The following is a 20,773-nucleotide window of genomic DNA, read 5'->3' as shown; positions in this document are numbered from 1 at the left end:
CGCCTTCGCGGGCGATGACAGCATCCTAAAAATCTTCTCAGCTCAGTGCTTCGTCCAGGAATGCCTTCAACTGCGCCTGATGCTTGGACATCAGACCAGTCGCGGTCGCGGCGGAAGCCGCTCGGCCGACATAACGCGGACGCCGGCTCGCGCCGTTCACCTGGTTCAGCACCCATTCCAGATAGGGCTCGATGAAGTGCCAGGCACCCATGTTGCGGGGCTCTTCCTGGCACCACACCATCTCGGCCTTCTTGAAGCGGGACAGCTCGGCCACCAGCGCCTTCAGCGGCACCGGATAGAGCTGCTCGACGCGCATCAGGTAGATGTCGTCGATGCCGCGCTTCTCGCGCTCCTCGTAGAGGTCGTAATAAACCTTTCCGGAGCACAGCACGATGCGGCGGATCTTCTCGTCGGGAACGAGCTTGATCGCTTCGTTCGGCAGCATCTGGGCGTCATCATAGAGGATGCGGTGGAAGGTCGTTCCCTTCGCGAGCTCTTCGAGACGCGACACCGCCCGCTTGTGACGGAGCAGCGACTTCGGCGTCATCATGATCAGCGGCTTGCGGATCTCGCGATGCAGCTGGCGGCGCAGCACGTGGAAGTAGTTCGCCGGCGTGGTCGGATAGACCACCTGCATGTTGTCTTCCGCGCACATCTGCAAGTAGCGCTCGAGACGCGCCGAGGAGTGCTCCGGTCCCTGCCCCTCGTAGCCGTGCGGCAGGAGGCAGACGAGACCGGACATGCGCAGCCATTTGCGCTCGCCCGAGGAGATGAACTGGTCGAACACGACCTGCGCGCCGTTGGCGAAGTCGCCGAACTGGGCTTCCCACAGGGTCAGCGTGTTCGGCTCGGCGAGCGAATAGCCGTATTCGAAGCCGAGCACGGCTTCTTCCGACAGCAGCGAGTTGATGACCTCGTAATGGCCCTGCTCGTGGCCGAGATGGTTGAATGGCGTGTAGCGGCTCTCGTCCTCCTGGTCGATCAGGACCGAGTGGCGCTGCGAGAAGGTGCCGCGCTCCGAGTCCTGTCCGGACAGGCGGACGTGGTGACCTTCCCCGAGCAGCGTGCAGAACGCCAGCGCTTCGCCGGTCGCCCAGTCGATGCCGTTGCCGCTGTCGATCGCCTTGGAGCGGTTATCGAGAAAACGCTGGATGGTGCGGTGAACGCGGAAACCATCAGGCACCTTGGTGATCTTGCGGCCGATATCCTTCAGCGTGGCGATGTCGACGCCGGTGACGCCGCGCCGCGCATCCTCTTCCTGGTCGGCGATCTTGAAGCCGGCCCACTTGCCGTCGAGCCAGTCGGCCTTGTTCGGCTTGTAGGAGGTGCCGGCCTCGAACTCGGCATCGAGCCGCGAGCGCCAGTCAGCCTTCAGCTTGTCGACCTCGCCCTCGGTGACCACCCCCTCGGCGATCAGGCGCTTGGCATAGAGCGACAGCGTCGACGGATGGGCCGCAATCCGCTTGTACATGACCGGCTGGGTAAACCCCGGCTCATCGCCCTCGTTGTGGCCGTAGCGCCGATAGCACCACATGTCGATCACGACGGGCTTGTGGAACTTCTGCCGGAATTCGGTCGCGACCTTAGCCGCGAACACCACCGCTTCCGGATCGTCGCCGTTCACGTGGAAGATCGGCGCGTCGATCATCTTCGCCACGTCGGACGGGTAAGGCGAAGAACGCGAATAGCGCGGATAGGTGGTGAAGCCGATCTGGTTGTTGACGATGAAGTGCACGGAGCCGCCGGTGCGGTAGCCCTTCAGGTCGGACAGGCCGAAGCACTCCGCGACCACGCCCTGGCCGGCGAACGCGGCGTCGCCATGCATCAGGAGCGGCATGACGGAGATGCGCATATCCGGCGGATCACCGTGCTGGTCCTGCTTGGCGCGAACCTTGCCGAGCACCACGGGATCGACGATCTCGAGGTGCGAGGGGTTGGCGGTCAGCGACAGATGGATGCGGTTGCCGTCGAACTCGCGGTCCGACGAGGCGCCGAGGTGGTACTTGACGTCGCCCGAGCCTTCGACCGCGTCGGGGTTGGCCGAGCCGCCCTTGAACTCGTGGAACAGCGCGCGGTGCGCCTTGCCCATCACTTGGGTCAGCACGTTGAGGCGGCCGCGGTGCGGCATGCCGAGCACGATTTCCTTCACGCCGAGATTGCCGCCACGCTTGATGATCTGCTCGAGCGCGGGGATCAGCGATTCACCGCCGTCGAGGCCGAAGCGCTTGGTGCCGGTGAATTTGGTGTCGCAGAACTTTTCGAAGCCCTCGGCTTCGATCAGCTTCTGCAGGATGGCGCGGCGGCCTTCGCGGGTGAACGAGATTTCCTTGTCTGGACCCTCGATGCGCTCCTGGATCCAGGCCTTCTGTGCGGCATTGCTGATATGCATGAACTCGACACCGAGCGTCTGGCAGTAGGTGCGCTCGCAGATCGCGGTGATCTCGCGCAGCGTGCCGTATTCGAGGCCGAGAACGTGATCGAGAAAGATCTTTCGGTCGAAATCGGCTTCGCTGAAGCCGTAGGTGCGGGGGTCGAGCTCTTCGCGATTGCGTGGGGCTTCGATGCCGAGCGGATCGAGCTTGGCATGGAAGTGGCCGCGCATGCGGTAGGAGCGGATCAGCATCAGCGCGCGGACCGAGTCGCGCGTCGCCTGAAGCACGTCGGCGGAGGAGATATCCGCTCCCTTGGCCTGTGCCTTGGCGGCGATCTTGGCACCGACCGCCTTCTCGACCTCAGCCCAGTTGCCGTCGAGGGCGGAGGTGAGGTCGTCCTTCGGGGTCAGCGGCCAGTTGTCGCGCTCCCAGGACGGGCCTTCCGCGTTCTTGCGGACGTCAGCCGGCTGATCGTTGAGGCTCTTGAAGAACTCCTGCCACTCGGCGTCGACCGAGGACGGGTCCTTCTCGTAGCGGGCGTAGATTTCGTCGATGTAGGTGGCGTTGGTGCCCTGCAAAAAGGATGACAGGGCAAAGGCTGCGTTCGCGTCCTGGCGAGACATACTTGAGTTCCTGGCGATTTCGGTTCGCGCATAACAAAGGGCGCTGGCGCCGAGCTCCCCCGACAGGGCTCGACGCGACAGGCACCCTTTACCCTATTTGCTGCGAAACTTCGCCGGGAAAAGCACGAAGAACTGAATTAAGCCTTCAATTTTTCGGCAAGCGTATGGCCGAGGCGCGCGGGCGACGGAGAGACGGTAATTCCGGCCGATTTCATCGCCTCGGTCTTGGAACCAGCATCGCCCTTGCCGCCCGAGATAATCGCGCCGGCATGGCCCATGCGGCGGCCGGGAGGTGCGGTGACGCCGGCGATGAAGCCGACCATCGGCTTCTTGCGGCCGCGCTTGGCCTCGTCCTTGAGGAACTGGGCGGCGTCCTCCTCGGCGGAACCGCCGATCTCGCCGATCATGATGATCGATTCGGTCTTGGGGTCGGCGAGGAGCATTTCGAGCACGTCGATGAACTCGGTGCCCTTGACCGGGTCGCCGCCGATGCCGACCGCGGTGGTCTGGCCGAGGCCTTCCTGGGAGGTCTGGAACACGGCTTCGTAAGTCAGCGTGCCCGAGCGGGAGACAATGCCGACCGAGCCGGTCTTGAAGATGTTGGCGGGCATGATGCCGATCTTGCACTCGCCGGCCGTCATGACGCCCGGGCAGTTCGGCCCGATCAGGCGCGACTTGGAGCCGGCCAGCGAGCGCTTCACGCGCACCATGTCGATAACCGGAATGCCCTCGGTGATGCAGACGATCAGCGGGATCTCGGCATCGATGGCTTCGCAGATCGCATCCGCGGCCCCCGGCGGCGGCACGTAGATCACCGACGCATCGGCGCCGGTCTTCTCGCGCGCCTCGCGCACGGTGTCGAACACCGGCAGGCCCAGATGCGTCGAGCCACCTTTGCCCGGCGAGGTGCCGCCGACCATCTTGGTGCCATAGGCCATCGCAGCCTCGGAATGGAAGGTGCCGTTCTTGCCGGTGAAGCCCTGGCAGATGACCTTGGTGTTCTTGTCGATCAGGATGGACATGAGGTCTGCTTTCGCGAAACTAACGAGTGAGAGGGTCAGTGGATGCGGCGATAGACGCCGGTGAGCACGTCGGCCCAGCCTTCCGCATCCGGCGAGAACTGGATCTTCAACGAGTAGGAATTGTCGTCGATGATCTCGTAGACGTGGCGTGCATTGCCGCGGAGCGAGCCGCGCACCAGCGTCAGGGTCTTGCCGACCCACCCGCCGGAAGCGGGCGACGGCGGCGTGTAGCCGAGCGAGTCGTACCAGAACAATTTGTAGGTCCGGTCGTCACGATCGTAGGTGAAGATGCCGTGGGTCGCGAAGACCTGCTTGCCGTCACGCATCTGCACCGAGTCCTGGATCAGGTAGAACCCGTTGAGATCCATGCGCGCGACGGTGCGCGAGGTGGCCCGGCCGCCTTCGGTCCAGCGCGACGGGAAGACCGTCTCTTCGCCATCCCATTCGCCGGCGAACGCGGCGAGACGCGCGTGCTCTGCAAGCGGAGATGATGCGGCGAGATGGTCCTGGGCCATGGCCTTAGCCTCCCTTGACGGCCTTCACGATCTTCTGCGCGGCGTCGTCGAGATTGTCGGCCGGCACCACGTTGAGACCGGATTCACGGATGATCTTCTTGCCGAGTTCGACATTGGTGCCTTCGAGGCGAACCACCAGCGGGACGCCGAGGCCGACTTCACGAACCGCAGCCGTGACGCCTTCGGCGATCACGTCGCATTTCATGATGCCGCCGAAGATGTTGACCAGGATGCCCTTCACGTTGGGATCGGCGGTGATGATCTTGAACGCGGCCGCGACCTTCTCCTTGCTGGCGCTGCCGCCGACGTCGAGGAAGTTCGCCGGCGACATGCCGTAGAGCTTGATGATGTCCATCGTCGCCATAGCGAGACCGGCGCCGTTGACCATGCAGCCGATATTGCCATCGAGCGCTACGTAATTGAGGTCGTACTTCGAGGCCTCGATCTCCTTGGCGTCTTCCTCGGTCTCGTCGCGCAGTGCGAGCACGTCAGGGTGACGGAACAGCGCGTTGTCGTCGAACGACACCTTGGCGTCGAGCACGCGGAGCTGGCCCTGCTTGGTCACGACCAGCGGGTTGATCTCCAGCATCGACATGTCCTTGGCGACGAAGGCCGCGTAGAGCTGCGCGGTGAGCTTTTCCGCCTGCTTGGCGAGGTCACCGGAGAGCTTCAACGCGTTCGCAACCGTGCGGCCGTGATGACCCATGATGCCGGTCGCGGGATCGACCGAGAAGGTCACGATCTTCTCAGGGGTGTTGTGCGCGACGTCCTCGATGTTGACGCCGCCTTCGGTCGAGACGACGAAGGAGACGCGCGAGGTCTCGCGGTCGACCAGGATCGAGAGGTAGAACTCCTTGTCGATGTCGGAGCCGTCCTCGATGTAGAGGCGGTTGACCTGCTTGCCGGCGGGGCCGGTCTGCACGGTCACGAGCGTTGCGCCCAGCATCTGCTTGGCGAACTCCGAAACTTCGGCGGCCGATTTGGCGATGCGAACGCCGCCTTTGTCGCCGGCCGAGGCTTCCTTGAACTTGCCCTTGCCGCGGCCGCCGGCATGGATCTGGCTCTTCACCACCCAGACCGGACCGGGCAGCGCCTTGGCCGCAGCTTCGGCGTCGGCGGCCTTGAGGACCGGCACGCCCTTGGAGATCGGCACGCCGAACTCGTTCAGCAGCGCTTTGGCCTGATATTCATGGATATTCATATGGTCGCTCCCTGAACCCGCGGGCGGTGACCTCTTGGGCCCACCTCAGTCTTGTGGCTGGCATACCATATACCACAGGAACTGCAACCCGGATTCTTTGACGTCGAGATCTTTGGACTGCTGAGCCGGTACCCGCCAGGCCTTCAACAAGACTTGCAGCCGGGCCCCGGAAGTGAAACCGCCGAAGACCGGGTTTCGGTCTTCGGCGGGATTGTTTGCGCCTTAGCGGCCGAGAAGATCGGGTGCGATCTTCTTGCAGGCGTCGACGAGGCCCTGCACGGCGCCCACAGACTTGTCGAACGCCTCGCGGTCCTTGCCGGCGAGGTCGATCTCGACCACGCGCTCGACGCCCTTGGCGCCGATCACGACGGGCACGCCGACATACATGTCCTTCACGCTGTACTCGCCGTTGAGATAGGCGGCGCAGGGCAGCACGCGCTTCTTGTCGCGCAGATAGCTCTCGGCCATCGCGATCGCGGACGCTGCCGGGGCGTAGAAGGCCGAACCGGTCTTGAGCAGGTTGACGATCTCGGCACCGCCATTGCGGGTGCGGTCGACGATCTCGTCGAGACGTGCCTGCGAGGTCCAGCCCATCTTGACGAGGTCGGGCAGCGGGATGCCGGCGACGGTGGAGTACTTCACCAGCGGCACCATGGTGTCGCCGTGGCCGCCGAGCACGAAGGCGGTGACGTCCTCGACCGACACGTTGAACTCGTCGGCGAGGAAGTAGCGGAAGCGCGCAGAATCGAGCACGCCGGCCATGCCGACAACCTTCTTGTGCGGCAGGCCCGAGGCCTTCTGCAGCGCCCAGACCATCGCGTCGAGCGGGTTGGTGATGCAGATGACGAAGGCGTCGGGGGCGTACTTCTTGATGCCGGCACCGACCTGCTCCATGACCTTGAGGTTGATGGAGAGGAGGTCGTCGCGGCTCATGCCGGGCTTGCGCGGCACACCGGCGGTGACGATGCAGACCTTGGCGTTGTCCAGTGCTTCGTAGGAATTGGCGCCGGTGTAGTGGGCGTCGAAGCCGTCAACCGGCGAGGACTGCGCGATGTCGAGCGCCTTGCCCTGCGGCACGCCTTCGGCGATGTCGAACATCACCACGTCGCCCAGTTCTTTCAGGCCGATGAGATGAGCCAGCGTTCCGCCGATCTGACCGGAGCCAATCAAAGCAATCTTGTCGCGCGCCATGTGAACCTGTCCTTTAGACACGTAAGGAGGGGAAAACTGAGACGGGTGGTTATCCCTTTCGTCTCCCCCGTTCAAGTCGCTGGATGCCCATTTGTCGGGCTTGGCGCGATTCCGACCAGCAAACCCTAGCCCGTCATTCCGGGGCGTCCGCGCCATTGCGCGGGCGAACCCGGAATCTCGAGATAGTCGCGCGAGAGTCCGGGTTCGCGCTGACGCGCGCCCCGGAATCACGGAAGGGGCGAAGATAGGACTTAAGTCTCCACCAATCCCTTGGTGGAGCCGCTGGCGGTGGAATCCTTGCGGCCGTGGGCCAGCGCCAGATAGGATTCCGAACTCATCTCGATCAGGCGCGAGGCGGTCCGCTTGAACTCCATGGCCTCGTTGCCCTCGGTGCCGAGATAGAGCGAGATCGGGTTGGCGTCGGCCGAGGCCATCAGCTTCACGGCATTGTCATAGAGCGTGTCGATCAGCGTGATGAAGCGCTTGGCGGCGTTGCGCTGGGAGAAGTCCATCACTGGAATATGGTCGACCAGGATGGTGTGATAGTCGTGCGCGAGCCTGAGATAATCGGATGCCCCGAGCGGCTTCTCGCAGAGATCGGCGAACGAGAAGCGCGCGACGCCATGGGCCGAGCACGGCACGTGCAGGGTGCGGCCCTTGATCGAGATGTCGCGCGACTTGCATTTGGCGTTGCCGGTCATTTTCGACCAGGCGCGGTCGAGCGCGGCATCCGCATCGCCATCCGCCGGCGTCAGCCACATCGGCACGCCCTGGAGCTTCTCCAGGCGGAAGTCGGTGCGCGCGTCGAGCCGCGCCACGTCCATGTGGTCGGTGATCTGCTTGATGAAGGGCAGGAACAGCGACCGGTTGAGGCCGCTCTTGTAGAGATCGTCAGGCGCGACGTTGGAGGTCGCGACCACCACGGTGCCGAGCTCGAACAGCTTTGCGAACAAGCGTCCGAGGATCATCGCATCGGCAATGTCGGTGACGTGGAATTCGTCGAAGCAGAGCAGCCAGCTCTCCTCGAAGATCGCCGTCGCGGTCAGCGCGATGACGTCGCCATCCGCGATCTCGCCGCGCGCGATGCTCTGGCGATAGTCGTAGATGCGCTCATGCGCTTCGGCCATGAACTCGTGGAAATGCGCGCGGCGCTTGTGCTCGACGGTCGAGTGCTGAAAGAACAGATCCATCAGCATGGTCTTGCCGCGGCCGACCTCGCCATGGATGTAGAGCCCACGCGGCGCCTCGTCCTTGTCGCTGCTGAACAGGCGGCTGAGCAGGCCCTGCTTGCGCTGCGGCTTGTAGCTCGCAAGCCGCAGGTCGAGCGCGGCATAGGCCTCGGCGACCTCGGCCTGCGCGGCATCGGGCTCGATCGCGCCTGACGCAATCTCGGCCTGGTATGCCTCGCGGAATGAGGAGTTTGGGGTGGAGAGCATGGCTCTTTCCGCCAGAGATGGGCGGAAATTGCAAGCCGTGAATTGAGGTCAGAGGTATGCGCTTTCGTGTCCCGGACGCGCTGCAGCGCTCCTGCGCTGCTGCGCAGAGCCGGGACCCACCATTTCGTTCATCGCGGAGCGCTGGGCCCCGGCTCTACGGCCGGGCACGAGAGCGGCACTACGCGCACAGCTCGTAGGCGTCCTCGACCACATACGGCCCGCCGCCGGTCGATGCGCGCGAGGAGAACAGCACGAAGCGTTCGGCCATGAAGGCCTTGCTCGGGAAGTAGCCACGGATCGAGAGATAGTCGGCGACGTCGCGGTCGGTGGCGTCGTGCAGCCGTGCGAGCGTGACGTGCGGGATGAACTTGCGGCCCTCGGGATCGAGACCGATCCGCTGCATCATGCGTTCGAGCTCGGCCTGCAATTCCATCAGCGGCTTGCTCGGCGCAATCGTCGCAACGACTGCCCTTGGCTTGCGACCGCCAAAGCTCGTCAGGCCCTGCACCTTCACCTCGAACGGTTTCCGGTCGACGCGAAACAGCATCGAGGCGATCTCGTTGGCGGAGGCGCCGTCGATATCGCCGATGAAGCGCAAGGTGACGTGATAATTTTCGGGATCGATCCACCGGGCGCCGGGAAGGCCACCCCGTAAGTTGGAAAGCGACTGGCCGATCTCGGCCGGAATTTCCAGACCAGTGAACAAACGCGGCATCGTTCAGCACTCCCGATGCTTGGGTACGGCCCTCAAGGCAAGGACCATATCCAAATTAGAGCCGGCGACGAATCACCGGTACCCTGATTCCTATCGCAGTTGTGTGACTCTGCGAAGCTCACCGCGCCTCACCCCGGCAAAACCCTGGGAATTAGGGTTAGCGCTGCCTGCTTTTCAACGCCGCTGCTCGTGGATCGTGCCAATGAATGCCTCCACGGTGGGCATGATCTTGCCGACGATGATGTCGACGCCGGCCGCGGTCGGATGAATGCCGTCGGCCTGGTTGAGCTTGGCGTCGGCCGCGACGCCGTCGAGGAAGAACGGATAGAGCGGCACGTCGAACGTCTTCGCCAGATCCGGATAAATCGAATTGAAGCGCGCAGCATATTCGGCACCGTAATTCGGCGGCGCCAGCATGCCGCACAGCATCACCGCGATCTTGCGCGCCTTCAGCCGCGCGACGATGTCTGTCAGCGCTTTGCGCGTCAAGTCAGGATCGATGCCGCGCAGCGCGTCGTTGGCGCCGAGCTCGACGATCACGCCATCGGTTCCATCGGGCACCGACCAGTCGAGCCGGTCGCGGCCGCCGGAGGAGGTGTCGCCGGACACTCCCGCATTGGTCATGTCGACGGCTATGCCCTTGGCCTGCAAGGCTTTTTGCAGCTTGATGGGGAACGCCTCCTGGCCCGGGAGGCCGAGGCCGGCGCTCAAGGAATCGCCGAGGACAACAAGCTTGACCGGCTTGGTCACCTCGGCCCAGGCTGGCTTTGCCATCGTCATCAAAGCGAGCATCAACACGGCTATGTGCATGAAGAATCCGTAACGCCTCTCGACCGTGCGTGCGGACTTGCCATATGACCGGGCCATGGACACTCGCATCGATCCCTCTTCGCTCGCCGACACCTCGTCGGACACCATCGCCATCTCCAACGTCAATCTCTCATTGGGCACGGGCGCTGCACGCGTTCACATTCTCAAGGATATCAGCCTGCGGGTCGGCCGTAGCGAGACGATCGGCCTGATCGGCCCGTCAGGCTCGGGCAAATCCACGCTGCTGATGGTGATGGCGGGGCTGGAGCGTCCTGATAGTGGAGAGGTGGTCGTGAACGGCACGGCTTTCAATGCCCTCGATGAGGACGCGCTGGCCCGCTTCCGCGGCCGACAGGTCGGCATCGTGTTCCAATCTTTCCATCTGATCCCGACCATGACGGCGCTGGAGAACGTTGCCGTGCCGCTCGAGCTTGCCGGCGATCCGGATGCGGCCAAGCGCGCGGCGCAGGAGCTGCAATCGGTCGGGCTCGGTGATCGCCTGCATCACTATCCGACGCAGCTGTCCGGCGGCGAGCAGCAGCGCGTCGCCCTCGCCCGCGCGCTGGCGCCCGATCCCGCCATCCTCGTCGCCGACGAGCCGACCGGCAATCTCGATGAGGCCACCGGAAAGCAGATCGTCGATCTCCTGTTCAGCAAGCATGCCGAGCGCGGCATGACGCTGGTGCTGGTCACGCACGATTCTTCGCTGGCGCATCGCTGCGACCGCGTGATCCGCCTGCGCTCCGGGCGCATCGACACGCAGACCGCGCCGGCATGAGCGCTGTGGCCGAACCGTTCGCGAAGCCCAGCGCCATCGCGCTGTCGCTGCGCTACGCATTGCGCGAATTGCGCGGGGGTCTGCGCGGCTTCTACGTCTTCATTGCCTGCATCGCACTCGGCGTGATGGCCATCGCCGGCGTCGGCTCGGTGTCGGCGAGCCTCTCCGATGGCCTCGCCCGCGAGGGCCGCACGCTGCTCGGCGGCGACGTCTCCTTCGTGCTGTTCCAGCGCGAGGCCAAGCCCGAAGAGGTCGCCTTCCTGCGCTCGCGCGGCACCGTCTCGACCGCCGCGACATTGCGCGGCATGGCGCGCTCGGCCGAGGGCAAGCTCGCGCTGGTCGAGATGAAGGCGGTCGACGGCACCTATCCGATGCTCGGACAGCTGACGCTGTCCCCGCCGATGCCGCTGTCCGATCTGCTCGCCAAGCGCGACGGTGCGTTCGGCGCGGCGGCCGATCCGACGCTGCTGGCGCGACTGTCTCTCAAGACCGGCGACCGCGTCAGCATTGGCTCGGCGACTTTCCAGATCCGCTCGACCGTCGAAGCGGAGCCCGACAAGCTCGCCGGCGGCATCGGCTTTGGCCCGCGCTTCCTGATCAGCGAGGCGGGGCTGCGCGCCACCGGCCTGATCCAGCCCGGCAGCCTGGTGCGCTGGGTTTACCGGGTGAAACTCCCCGATGGCGCCAATACCGAGCAGGCCACCGAGGCCTTCATCAACGACGCGCGCAACACGGCGCCGCAGGCCGGCTGGGAGATCCGCAGCCGCTCCAACGCCTCACCGCAGCTCGAGCGCAACATCAACCGCTTCACGCAGTTCCTGACGCTGGTCGGCCTTGCCGCGCTGCTGGTCGGCGGCGTCGGCGTCGCCAATGCCGTGAAGAGCCATATCGACCGCAAGCTGGAAGTGATCGCGGCCTTCAAGGCGGTCGGCGCCACCGGCCGCGATGTCTTCGGCATTTACCTGGCGCAGGTGCTCCTGCTCGCCGCGATCGGCTCGGTGATGGGCCTTGCGCTCGGCGCCGCAATCCCGTTTGCGATCGTCGGCCTGTTCGGAAAATTGCTGCCGTTGCCCGTGGTGCCGGCGGTGCATGCCGACGAGCTCGCGCTGTCCTTCGTCTACGGCCTGCTCACCGCGCTCGCCTTCGGCCTGTGGCCGCTCGGACGCGTCCACGACGTGCCGGTGGCCGCGCTGTTCCGCGACACCATCAGTTCCGAATGGCACCGGCCACGCGCGAGCTATCTCGTGTTCATGGGCGTCGTGATCGCGCTGCTCGTTGCGGTCGTGATCGGGCTTTCGTTCGACAAGCGCATCGCCGCGGTGTTCGTCGCCTCCTCAGTGGTCGTGTTCGCCCTGCTGCGCGGCATCGCTGCGCTGCTGATGGCGATCGCACGGCACCTGCCGCGGACGCGGCTGCCGATGCTGCGGCTGGCGATCGCCAACATCCACCGGCCCGGCGCGCTGACGCCCTCGGTCGTGCTGTCGCTCGGCCTTGGGCTCGCCGTGCTCGTCACCATCACCCAGATCGACGGCAATCTGCGCCGCCAGTTCCTGGCAGCGCTCCCGGATCGCGCGCCCTCGTTCTTCTTCATCGACATCCCGAGCACGCAGGCAGATCAGTTCGACGATTATCTGCGGCAGATCGCGCCCGGCGCGAAGGTCGAGGACGTACCGATGCTCCGCGGCCGCATCGTCGCCGCGCGCGGCGTGCGCGCCGAGGACCTCAAGCCCACCACGGATTCGGAGTGGGTCCTGCAAAGCGACCGCGGCCTGACCTATACCGCCGAGCTGCCGAAGGGCTCCAAGGTGGTCGAGGGTGAATGGTGGAGCCCCGACTATTCCGGCCCGCTGCTGGTCTCGATGGAGAAGAAGATCGCCGACGGGCTCGACCTCAAGCTCGGCGACGAGATCGTGGTCAACGTGCTCGGCCGCGACATTCCGGCCAGGATCGGCAATCTGCGCACCATCGACTGGCAGGGCATGGGCATCAATTTCGTGCTGGTGTTCTCGCCGAACGCGTTCAAGGGCGCGCCGCACACCCATATCGCAACGCTGACCGAGACCGGCGGCGATGCGACCGGCGACGGCAAGATCATCAGGCAGGTTGCGGATGCCTATCCGATGGTGACCAGCGTGCGCGTGCGCGAGGTGATGGAGACGGTCGGCTCGGTCGTGACCAACCTGGCGCTGGCGATCCGCGGCGCCAGCGCCGTGACGCTGATCTCGGCGATCCTGGTGCTGGGCGGGGCGCTCGCCGCCGGCCACCGCCACCGGGTCTACGATGCGGTGATCCTGAAGACGCTGGGCGCCACCCGGCTGCGGCTGCTCGGCGCCTATGCGCTCGAATACCTCCTGATCGGGCTCGCCACTGCGGTGTTCGGCGTGATCGCCGGCAGCATCGCCGCCTGGATGATCGTGACGCGGCTGATGACCCTGAGCTTCGTCTGGCAGGCCGGCAGCGCGGCCGGCGTGGTCGCGGCCGCGCTGGTCGTTACCGTCGGGCTCGGCCTTGCCGGCACGCTGCTGGCGTTGAACAAAAAGCCCGCTACGGTGTTGCGGAATTTGTGACAAAATGTAGCGGGATTGCCGCGCGGGAGCGGATTCGCACGATTCCTGCGATTAACCACGTCCGCTCGCCAGGATTGTGCCCGAGGGCGACATTCAGCCGCGCGTGGACGGTTGCAGCGGATGTGTTAGTTTCCCACATATCGAATGGGTTCGGAGCCCCCGATTGTTAGCCAAATTTAATGTCGGCAGACAACGGTATCCGGATAGAACTTGACGAACCGGCGGCATGGCGACCCTCATGCCGGACCGGCCAACCAACGGGAATTCGACCATGTCGGACCTAGACCGTAACTACGCTTCTCCTTTCGGCAGGGCCGCCGGGCGTGTTGACGCCGCGACGGTCGACGCCGGCCTGCGCGCCTACATGCTGCGCATCTACAATTACATGAGCATTGGCCTTGCCATCACCGGCCTGGCCGCGCTCGGTGTCTATATGGCTGCCGTGACGGACGTCCCGACCGCGGACGCCGTCCGCGTCGGCAAGCTGTTCCTGACGCCGTTCGGCTACGCGATGTTCGTCAGCCCCCTGAAGTGGCTGTTCATGCTCGCGCCGCTCGCGATGGTGTTCGTGATCTCGGCAGGCATCAACCGTCTCGCTCCCTCGACCGCCCAGATCCTGTTCTGGGTGTTCTCGGCGCTGATGGGCATCTCGCTGTCGTCGATCTTCCTGGTGTTCACCCACACCTCGATCGTGCGGGTGTTCTTCATCACCGCGGCGACCTTCGGTGCACTGAGCCTCTATGGCTACACCACGCGTCGTGACCTGACCGGCATGGGCTCGTTCCTGTTCATGGGCCTGATCGGCATCATCATCGCGAGCCTGGTGAACCTGTTCCTGGCGAGCTCGATGCTGCAGTTCATCGTGTCGGTGGTCGGCGTGCTGGTGTTCGCGGGCCTCACTGCCTGGGATACCCAGCGGCTGAAGAACGACTACATCTACGGCTACGCTTCGGCCGGCGGTGACATCGCGGAGCGCGCGGCCATCACCGGCGCACTGTCCCTGTACCTGAACTTCATCAACCTGTTCACGCTGCTGCTGCAGCTCCTCGGCCAGCGCGACTAAGCGCCAGACCCGAGAGAACGGGCACGAGCCCCGGCCGAAAGGCCGGGGCTTTTGTTTTTGGGCCGGTAGCAGCCACATACGCGGCGTCATCGCCCGCCTTGTGCGCAATTGCGCACTGGGGCGGGCGATCCAGTCTTCCGGATGCAGTCGTGATTGACCGAGAGGCCGCGGCGCACTGGATTCCCCCGCCTTCGCGGGGAATGGCGGCGGAGCAAGTGGAGCAATGACCGGGTGAAGAAGCGGCGGAACCTCTTCCAGCAACCGGGCGAAGCCTCTAGAGTCTGCGGCCATGTCCGCACCCGATATCAGGCCCACCACTGAGGCCGACCTTCCCGCCATCACCGCCATCTACCAGCAGGCTGTCCGCGAGGGCACCGCGACGTTCGAGCTGGATCCGCCCGACCTTGCCGAGATGACGCGCCGTTACCGCGCGCTGATCGACGGCGGCTATCCCTATCTCGTCGCCGTGCTCGACGGCCGCATTGCCGGCTATGCCTATGCCGGCGCCTATCGGCCACGCCCGGCCTATCGCTTCACGGTCGAGAACTCGATCTATCTCGATCCGAGCTTCCATCGCCGCGGCATCGGCTCGCTGCTGCTGGACCGGCTGATCACCGAATGCGAGGCGCGCGGCTTCCGCCAGATGATCGCGGTGATCGGCGATTCCGCCAATGCGGGCTCGATCGGCGTGCACACCAGGGGCGGCTTCAAGATGATCGGCACCCATCCCAATGTCGGGCTGAAATTCGGCCGCTGGCTGGATACGGTGATGATGCAACGCGACCTCGGCGAGGGCGCGAAGACGGTGCCGGGGAAGTAGGTCTCGTAGGGTGGGCAAAGCGATAGCGTGCCCACCAGGCGCGGCGATAGAGAAAGAACGTGGGCACGGCGCTTTGCACCCTACGGCACCGGTCGCGCGGTTAGACCACCGCCAGCTTGCGATCGATCACCAGCAGCACGCGCTCGAGCTCGTGGCCGCGGCGCAGGATCAGGCCGGTGGCCGAGATCACGCTGTACATGCCCTGCTTGCGCGCGAGGCGCGGGTCCTTCTCGATGCGGTAGATCGGCACTTCCGAGGCGCGGCGATAGACCGAGAACACGGCGCGGTCCTTCAGGAAGTCGATGGCATAGTCGCGCCACTCGCCGTCAGCGACCATGCGGCCGTAGAGATTGAGAATACGATGCAGTTCGAGCCGGTTGAACGTCACCCGGCTCGGCTGCGCGTTCGCCGCGGCGGGCCGCGCCGCCGCGCGCTGCTCGCTCGGATCGGCATCCTCCGACGTCAGGTTCATGGGAGCGCCTCCTCATCGCACAGCACCATCGTGCCCGCGAAACCGTCCCCGGAACCGCGGATCATGACAATCGCATGATTGCGCCAACCGGTCCTCGCCGCAAGGGCCGTTGCAGGAACTCGGAAAGGACGTCGGGGCTCAACCGATCCGATCGGGTGCGAACAATCCCACACGCAAAAGTGGAACTCTGTCGCGGCAAACCGTCACGGGATCGTTAGCAGGAATCATACTGTCGCCGCTTTTCCGCCCAGCGCCCGCCGCCCTGCACTGCGAAAAGATTCGTGTGCGTTGGCCCGGTCCTTTCGGTTCCGGATTCCTCAGCCCCCAGCCCCCCGGGGTCGAACAGGATCGGGTCTGTACGCGCGACAAGGAGGGCCAACGCAAGTTGGTCCTTTTTTGTTTGTGTCGGATTGTTTCTGGCGCGACGAATTCTCTCGAAACATCCGCGCGAAGATACTCTCTCCTCACCTGAGGAGCCGCGAAGCGGCGTCTCCAAGGATGAAAGGCCGAGCTGCATCAGCGGGGCCAGCATGGTTCGAGACGGCCCTGACGCGCCCCCTCACCATGAGGGTTGAGAGCAGAGCACGACGCGAGAGCGAATCAATGCAGCGACGTGTACGCCGCGCCCAGCATCGGACCGGGCTTGTCGCGGCTGCCGTCCTGGACATAGACCACCGCGCCGTCGACGCCGTCCCGCGCGAGGTTCTCGAGCGGCACGGTCCAGCTTTCCGAACTGCCGGTCCAGTCGCCGACCTTGAGCAAATTGCGCACCACGTTGTGGTAGGTGATCTGCTGTCCGCGATTTTCGCCGCGGCTGATCGAGATCGGCACCGATTTGGCGACCGAGCAGATCCAGACCTCGCCACGCGAGACCGCCGGCTCCTTGCTCGCGGCCACCGACACGTTGATCTGCTTGCCCGAGAGCGACATCGTCACCGGCACGCTCATCACGCCGCTGCTCTTGTCGGTCTTGCCGATCGCATTCTCGATGCCGGCACGATCGCTGCCGATGACATGCGCCGAGCCATTCACGACGACCTGCGGCGTGTAGACCTCGCGGTCGCCGCGCATGCGTGAATAGGCGCGCTGCCGCGCCGAGAAACGCGAATCCGCCAACGTGTCCTTCCAGCCGAGATAGTCCCAATAATCGATCGGCATGCTCAGGGCGATGATCGAGGGATCGCTGGAGAGATCGCCGATGATCTTGTCGGCGGGCGGGCAGGACGAGCAGCCCTGCGAGGTAAACAATTCGACAACGGCGCGCGGATCGGCGTGGGCGGGACGGATGATGGCGACGATGGCGCAGATGCTGAGCGCTCCCGACCAGAGTGCACCGGACCAGCGCGAAACCAGATTAGAAGCCGTCATTGTCGTCATGTCGAACGTCACACATCGTCAGTCGTTGGGGGAAGCTTATCGCCTGATGGTCACCGTAATCTTACGGGGTGCGGCATGTTCAATCGTCCAGGGCGGAATTTCCGCCGGGCGAGCCCATCCGAAGCATGCCGCAAACGCGCGAAGGCGGCCTTGTGATAGGCCGCCTTCGCTTAACCTTCTACTCACTTCGCAGTGAGCCATCGTTCACAAATCCGCGCTTACGCCGCGAGCTTGCGCAGCACGTAGTGCAGGATGCCGCCGTTCCGGTAGTAGTCGAGCTCGTCCAGCGTATCGATGCGGCAGAGCAGCGAAACGCGCTGCAACGAACCGTCACCGGAGACGATCTCCGCGGTCAGCTTCTGGCGCGGCTTGAGGTCGCCGACGAGGCCACGCAGCGTGACCTTCTCGTCGCCCTTCAGGCCGAGCGACTGCCATGAGGTGCCTTCCTCGAAGGTCAGCGGCAGAACGCCCATGCCGACCAGATTGGAGCGATGGATGCGCTCGAAGCTCTGGCAGATCACGGCGCGTACCCCAAGCAGACGCGTGCCCTTCGCAGCCCAGTCGCGCGAGGAGCCGTTGCCGTATTCGGCGCCGGCGAACACGACGAGCGGCACCTGCTCCTGCTGGTACTTCATCGCGGCGTCGTAGATCGACATCTGCTCGCCGTCGGGCCAGTGTTTTGTCAGGCCGCCTTCCGGAATATTCCCGTCCGCACCCTTCAGCATGAAGTTCTTGATACGGATGTTGGCGAAGGTGCCGCGCATCATCACTTCATGGTTGCCGCGGCGCGTGCCGTACTGGTTGAAGTCGGCCGGGCGCACCTGGTGCTCGCTGAGATATTTGCCCGCGGGCGAGGTGAGCTTGATCGAACCGGCCGGCGAGATGTGGTCGGTGGTGATCTTGTCGCCGAACATGGCGAGGATGCGTGCCTCGACGATGTCGGTGATCGGCTCCGGCTCCTTCTTCATGCCTTCGAAATAGGGCGGGTTCTGCACATAGGTCGACGACATGTTCCAGCGATAGGTCTCGCTCTCGACCGTCTTGATCTTGCGCCAGTTGGCGTCGCCCTTGAACACGTCGGCATACTTCTTCTTGAAGATCGACGAGGTCACGAACTTCTTCATGAAGGCGTTGATCTCCTTCGTCGTCGGCCAGATGTCCTTGAGGTACACCGGCTTGCCGTCCTTGCCTTCGCCGAGCGGCTCGACGGCGAGGTTCTTGGTGACGCTGCCGGCGAGCGCATGCGCGACCACCAGCGGCGGCGAGGCGAGATAGTTCGCCTGCACGTCCGGCGAGACGCGGCCTTCAAAGTTGCGGTTACCGGAGAGCACGGCCGCGGCGACGATGCCGTTCTCGTTGATCGACTTCGAGATCTCCTCCGGCAGCGGACCGGAATTGCCGATGCAGGTGGTGCAGCCGAAGCCGACCAGATTGAAGCCGACCTTGTCGAGATCCTTCTGCAGACCCGAATCGGCGAGATAGCCGGCGACCACCTGGCTGCCCGGGGCGAGCGAGGTCTTCACCCACGGCTTGGCCTTGAGGCCCTTCGCAGCGGCGTTGCGCGCCAGCAGGCCCGCGCCGATCAAGACGCTCGGATTCGAGGTGTTGGTGCAGGAGGTGATGGCGGCGATGACGACGTCGCCATGGCCGATCTCGTAGTTCTTGCCTTCGACGGCGAAGCGCTTCTTGGGCTCCTCGGCCTTCTTGTACTCGGTGCCGAGCGCGAGCGAGAAACCTTCGGCGACCGAGGGCAGCGCGATGCGGCCTTCGGGACGCTTCGGACCGGCCATCGACGGCACGACGTCGGCGAGGTCGAGCGTCAGCGTTTCCGTGAACACCGGATCGGCCGACTTGGCAGTGCGGAACAGGCCCTGCGCCTTGGCATAGGCCTGCACCAGCGCCACGCGCGCGGGTGCGCGGCCGGAGGTCTTGAGATAGTCGATCGCGGCGGCGTCGACCGGGAAGAAGCCGCAGGTCGCGCCGTATTCGGGCGCCATGTTGGCGATGGTCGCCTTGTCGGCGACGGAGAGATTGTCGAGGCCCGGGCCGAAGAATTCGACGAATTTGCCGACCACGCCGAGCTTGCGCAGCATCTGCGTCACGGTCAGCACGAGGTCGGTCGCGGTGACGCCTTCCTTCATCGCGCCCTTCAGCTTGAAGCCGACGACGTTGGGCAGCAGCATCGACAGCGGCTGGCCGAGCATGCAGGCTTCCGCCTCGATGCCGCCGACGCCCCAGCCGAGCACGGCGAGACCGTTGACCATGGTGGTGTGGGAGTCGGTGCCGACCAGCGAGTCAGGATATGCGACCTCGAAGGTGCCGGTCTTCTTGCCGACCGTCATCTTCTCCTTCTTGGTCCAGACCGTCTGGGAGAGATATTCGAGATTGACCTGGTGGCAGATGCCGGTGCCGGGCGGCACGACGGAGAAGTTCGAGAATGCCTTCTGGCCCCACTTCAGGAACTCGTAGCGCTCCTGGTTCTGCTTGTACTCTTCCGTGACGTTCTTGGCGAAAGCCTTGTTGTCGCCGAAGAAGTTCACGATCACGGAGTGGTCGATGACGAGATCGACGGGGACCAAGGGGTTGATCTTCTCGGCATCGCCGCCGAGCTTCTGCATCGCGTTGCGCATGGCAGCCAGGTCGACCACGGCCGGAACGCCGGTGAAATCCTGCATCAGCACGCGGGCCGGGCGGAAGGCGATCTCATGCTCCAGCGACTTCTTGCGCAGCCACTTCGACACCGCGACGATGTCTTCCTTCTTGACCGAGCGGCCGTCCTCGTTGCGCAGGAGGTTCTCGAGCAGGACCTTCATCGAATAGGGAAGTTTCGAAATTCCCTTCAGACCATTCTTCTCGGCCGTGGGCAGGCTGTAATAGACATAGGTCTTGGCGCCGACCTTGAGGGTCTTTTTGCATTTGAAGCTGTCGAGCGAGGTCATGTAGGAAATCCCAATTGTTAGTTATACCCGGCAGGGTATTTTAACACCGTCAGCGTAGCAGGCTGGGTCGCTTGCAGGGGCAGGTTGAGTTGCTGCATCAAGTAGTTCCGGGCTTATAGAAGCTTTCTAACCGCGCCGCCACAGCCACAATCGAACCCAGCAAGTCGCGAGCCAAAAATTCTGATGCGCTACCCCAAGTTTTCCTGAGGCCCGGCATTGGACGGGTTGATACCAGGCAAGATGCAGTTGTCGGGGCGAGGGGTCACCTGCGTGCGCGGCGGCCGGGAGGTGTTTGCCGGGCTCGATTTCGAGGCCGTTTCCGGCGAGGCCGTGGCGGTGGTCGGCCGCAACGGCTCGGGCAAGACCTCGCTGCTGCGGCTGATCGCCGGCCTGCTCGTTCCGGCCGGGGGCACGATCGTACTGGACGGGGCCGACGCCGACATGACGCTGCCCGAGCAGTGCCACTATCTCGGCCATCGCGACGCGCTGAAGCCGGCGCTGAGCGTGGCTGAGAATGTGTCATTCTGGGCCGATTTCCTGGGCGGCGAGCGCGGCGACGCGGCTGAGAGCCTCGCCATCGTCGGCCTCGACCATGCCAGCCATCTGCCCGCCGCGTTCCTCTCCGCCGGTCAGCGCCGCCGGCTGTCGCTGGCCCGGCTGCTGACGGTGCGACGGCCGATCTGGCTGCTGGACGAGCCGACCAATGCGCTGGATGTCGCCGGCCAGGAGATGTTCGGCGCGCTGATGCGGGGGCATCTGGGGCGTGGCGGGATCATCATCGCGGCGACCCATGCGCCGCTGGGGATCGAATCGCGGGAGCTGCGGATCGGGGGGCGCGCATGACGTCCGAGCACCCTCAGCTTTTCGAGCGG

The 20,773-nt window shown here is 64.6% G+C and carries 16 protein-coding genes; 5 read left to right on the top strand and 11 right to left on the bottom strand.

Annotated features, from left to right (window positions below; genetic code table 11):
• Positions 1–37: 37 nt before the first annotated feature.
• The 8 genes from ACVWY3_RS31195 to ACVWY3_RS31160 all read right to left on the bottom strand — a co-directional run bounded on the left by ACVWY3_RS31195 (position 38) and on the right by ACVWY3_RS31160 (position 9,885).
• On the bottom strand, positions 38–2,995 hold the full coding sequence (locus ACVWY3_RS31195; RefSeq protein WP_456841893.1) for a 2-oxoglutarate dehydrogenase E1 component: 2,958 nt from the start codon (positions 2,993–2,995) through the stop codon (positions 38–40).
• A 137-nt stretch (positions 2,996–3,132) separates the two neighbouring features.
• On the bottom strand, positions 3,133–4,017 hold the full coding sequence (sucD, locus tag ACVWY3_RS31190; protein WP_456841892.1) for a succinate--CoA ligase subunit alpha: 885 nt from the start codon (positions 4,015–4,017) through the stop codon (positions 3,133–3,135).
• A 35-nt stretch (positions 4,018–4,052) separates the two neighbouring features.
• Positions 4,053–4,532, bottom strand: coding sequence for a DUF1579 domain-containing protein (locus tag ACVWY3_RS31185; protein ID WP_456841891.1), 480 nt, complete (start codon positions 4,530–4,532; stop codon positions 4,053–4,055).
• 4 nt (positions 4,533–4,536) lie between these two features.
• On the bottom strand, positions 4,537–5,733 hold the full coding sequence (gene sucC, locus ACVWY3_RS31180) for an ADP-forming succinate--CoA ligase subunit beta (protein ID WP_456841890.1): 1,197 nt from the start codon (positions 5,731–5,733) through the stop codon (positions 4,537–4,539).
• Positions 5,734–5,955: 222 nt separating this feature from the next.
• Positions 5,956–6,924, bottom strand: coding sequence for a malate dehydrogenase (mdh, locus tag ACVWY3_RS31175; RefSeq protein WP_456841889.1), 969 nt, complete (start codon positions 6,922–6,924; stop codon positions 5,956–5,958).
• 251 nt (positions 6,925–7,175) lie between these two features.
• Entirely contained in the window at positions 7,176–8,360 is a 1,185-nt protein-coding gene (gene zapE, locus ACVWY3_RS31170) for a cell division protein ZapE (RefSeq protein ID WP_456841888.1), read from the bottom strand.
• Between the two features lie 178 nt (positions 8,361–8,538).
• Positions 8,539–9,075: an RNA 2',3'-cyclic phosphodiesterase gene (thpR, locus tag ACVWY3_RS31165; RefSeq protein WP_456841887.1), complete on the bottom strand. Its 537-nt coding sequence runs from the start codon at positions 9,073–9,075 to the stop codon at positions 8,539–8,541.
• 174 nt (positions 9,076–9,249) lie between these two features.
• Positions 9,250–9,885, bottom strand: coding sequence for an arylesterase (locus ACVWY3_RS31160; RefSeq protein WP_456843502.1), 636 nt, complete (start codon positions 9,883–9,885; stop codon positions 9,250–9,252).
• Between the two features lie 55 nt (positions 9,886–9,940).
• Here ACVWY3_RS31160 and ACVWY3_RS31155 point away from each other — a divergent pair, with 55 nt between their 5' ends.
• The 4 genes from ACVWY3_RS31155 (at position 9,941) to ACVWY3_RS31140 (ending at position 15,113) form a co-directional block, all read left to right on the top strand.
• A complete protein-coding gene (locus ACVWY3_RS31155) occupies positions 9,941–10,663 on the top strand; it encodes an ABC transporter ATP-binding protein (RefSeq protein WP_456841886.1) in 723 nt (240 codons plus the stop codon).
• Positions 10,660–13,230, top strand: a complete 2,571-nt coding sequence (locus tag ACVWY3_RS31150) for an ABC transporter permease (RefSeq protein ID WP_456841885.1) — start codon at positions 10,660–10,662, stop codon at positions 13,228–13,230. The genes ACVWY3_RS31155 and ACVWY3_RS31150 overlap by 4 nt, the downstream gene beginning before the upstream one ends.
• A gap of 271 nt (positions 13,231–13,501) precedes the next feature.
• Entirely contained in the window at positions 13,502–14,293 is a 792-nt protein-coding gene (locus ACVWY3_RS31145; RefSeq protein ID WP_456841884.1) for a Bax inhibitor-1/YccA family protein, read from the top strand.
• A 289-nt stretch (positions 14,294–14,582) separates the two neighbouring features.
• Positions 14,583–15,113: an N-acetyltransferase family protein gene (locus ACVWY3_RS31140; RefSeq protein ID WP_456841883.1), complete on the top strand. Its 531-nt coding sequence runs from the start codon at positions 14,583–14,585 to the stop codon at positions 15,111–15,113.
• Positions 15,114–15,213: 100 nt separating this feature from the next.
• Here ACVWY3_RS31140 and ACVWY3_RS31135 read toward each other — a convergent pair whose 3' ends face one another.
• The 3 genes from ACVWY3_RS31135 to acnA all read right to left on the bottom strand — a co-directional run bounded on the left by ACVWY3_RS31135 (position 15,214) and on the right by acnA (position 19,901).
• On the bottom strand, positions 15,214–15,585 hold the full coding sequence (locus tag ACVWY3_RS31135; protein ID WP_456841882.1) for a DUF2794 domain-containing protein: 372 nt from the start codon (positions 15,583–15,585) through the stop codon (positions 15,214–15,216).
• Between the two features lie 600 nt (positions 15,586–16,185).
• The gene (locus ACVWY3_RS31130) at positions 16,186–16,962 is read right to left on the bottom strand and encodes a DUF1223 domain-containing protein (protein ID WP_456841881.1); all 777 of its coding nucleotides are present in this window, start codon (positions 16,960–16,962) and stop codon (positions 16,186–16,188) included.
• 218 nt (positions 16,963–17,180) lie between these two features.
• On the bottom strand, positions 17,181–19,901 hold the full coding sequence (gene acnA / locus ACVWY3_RS31125) for an aconitate hydratase AcnA (RefSeq protein WP_456841880.1): 2,721 nt from the start codon (positions 19,899–19,901) through the stop codon (positions 17,181–17,183).
• A gap of 240 nt (positions 19,902–20,141) precedes the next feature.
• Between acnA and ccmA the strand changes: the two genes are divergently transcribed.
• The gene (gene ccmA / locus ACVWY3_RS31120) at positions 20,142–20,744 is read left to right on the top strand and encodes a heme ABC exporter ATP-binding protein CcmA (protein WP_456843501.1); all 603 of its coding nucleotides are present in this window, start codon (positions 20,142–20,144) and stop codon (positions 20,742–20,744) included.
• The last annotated feature ends 29 nt before the right edge of the window (positions 20,745–20,773 follow it).

The sequence above is a fragment of the Bradyrhizobium sp. USDA 4486 genome, assembly GCF_054057995.1.
The sequence above is the reverse complement of the archived record's forward strand: the minus strand, read 5'-3'. Positions and strand labels throughout refer to the sequence as shown.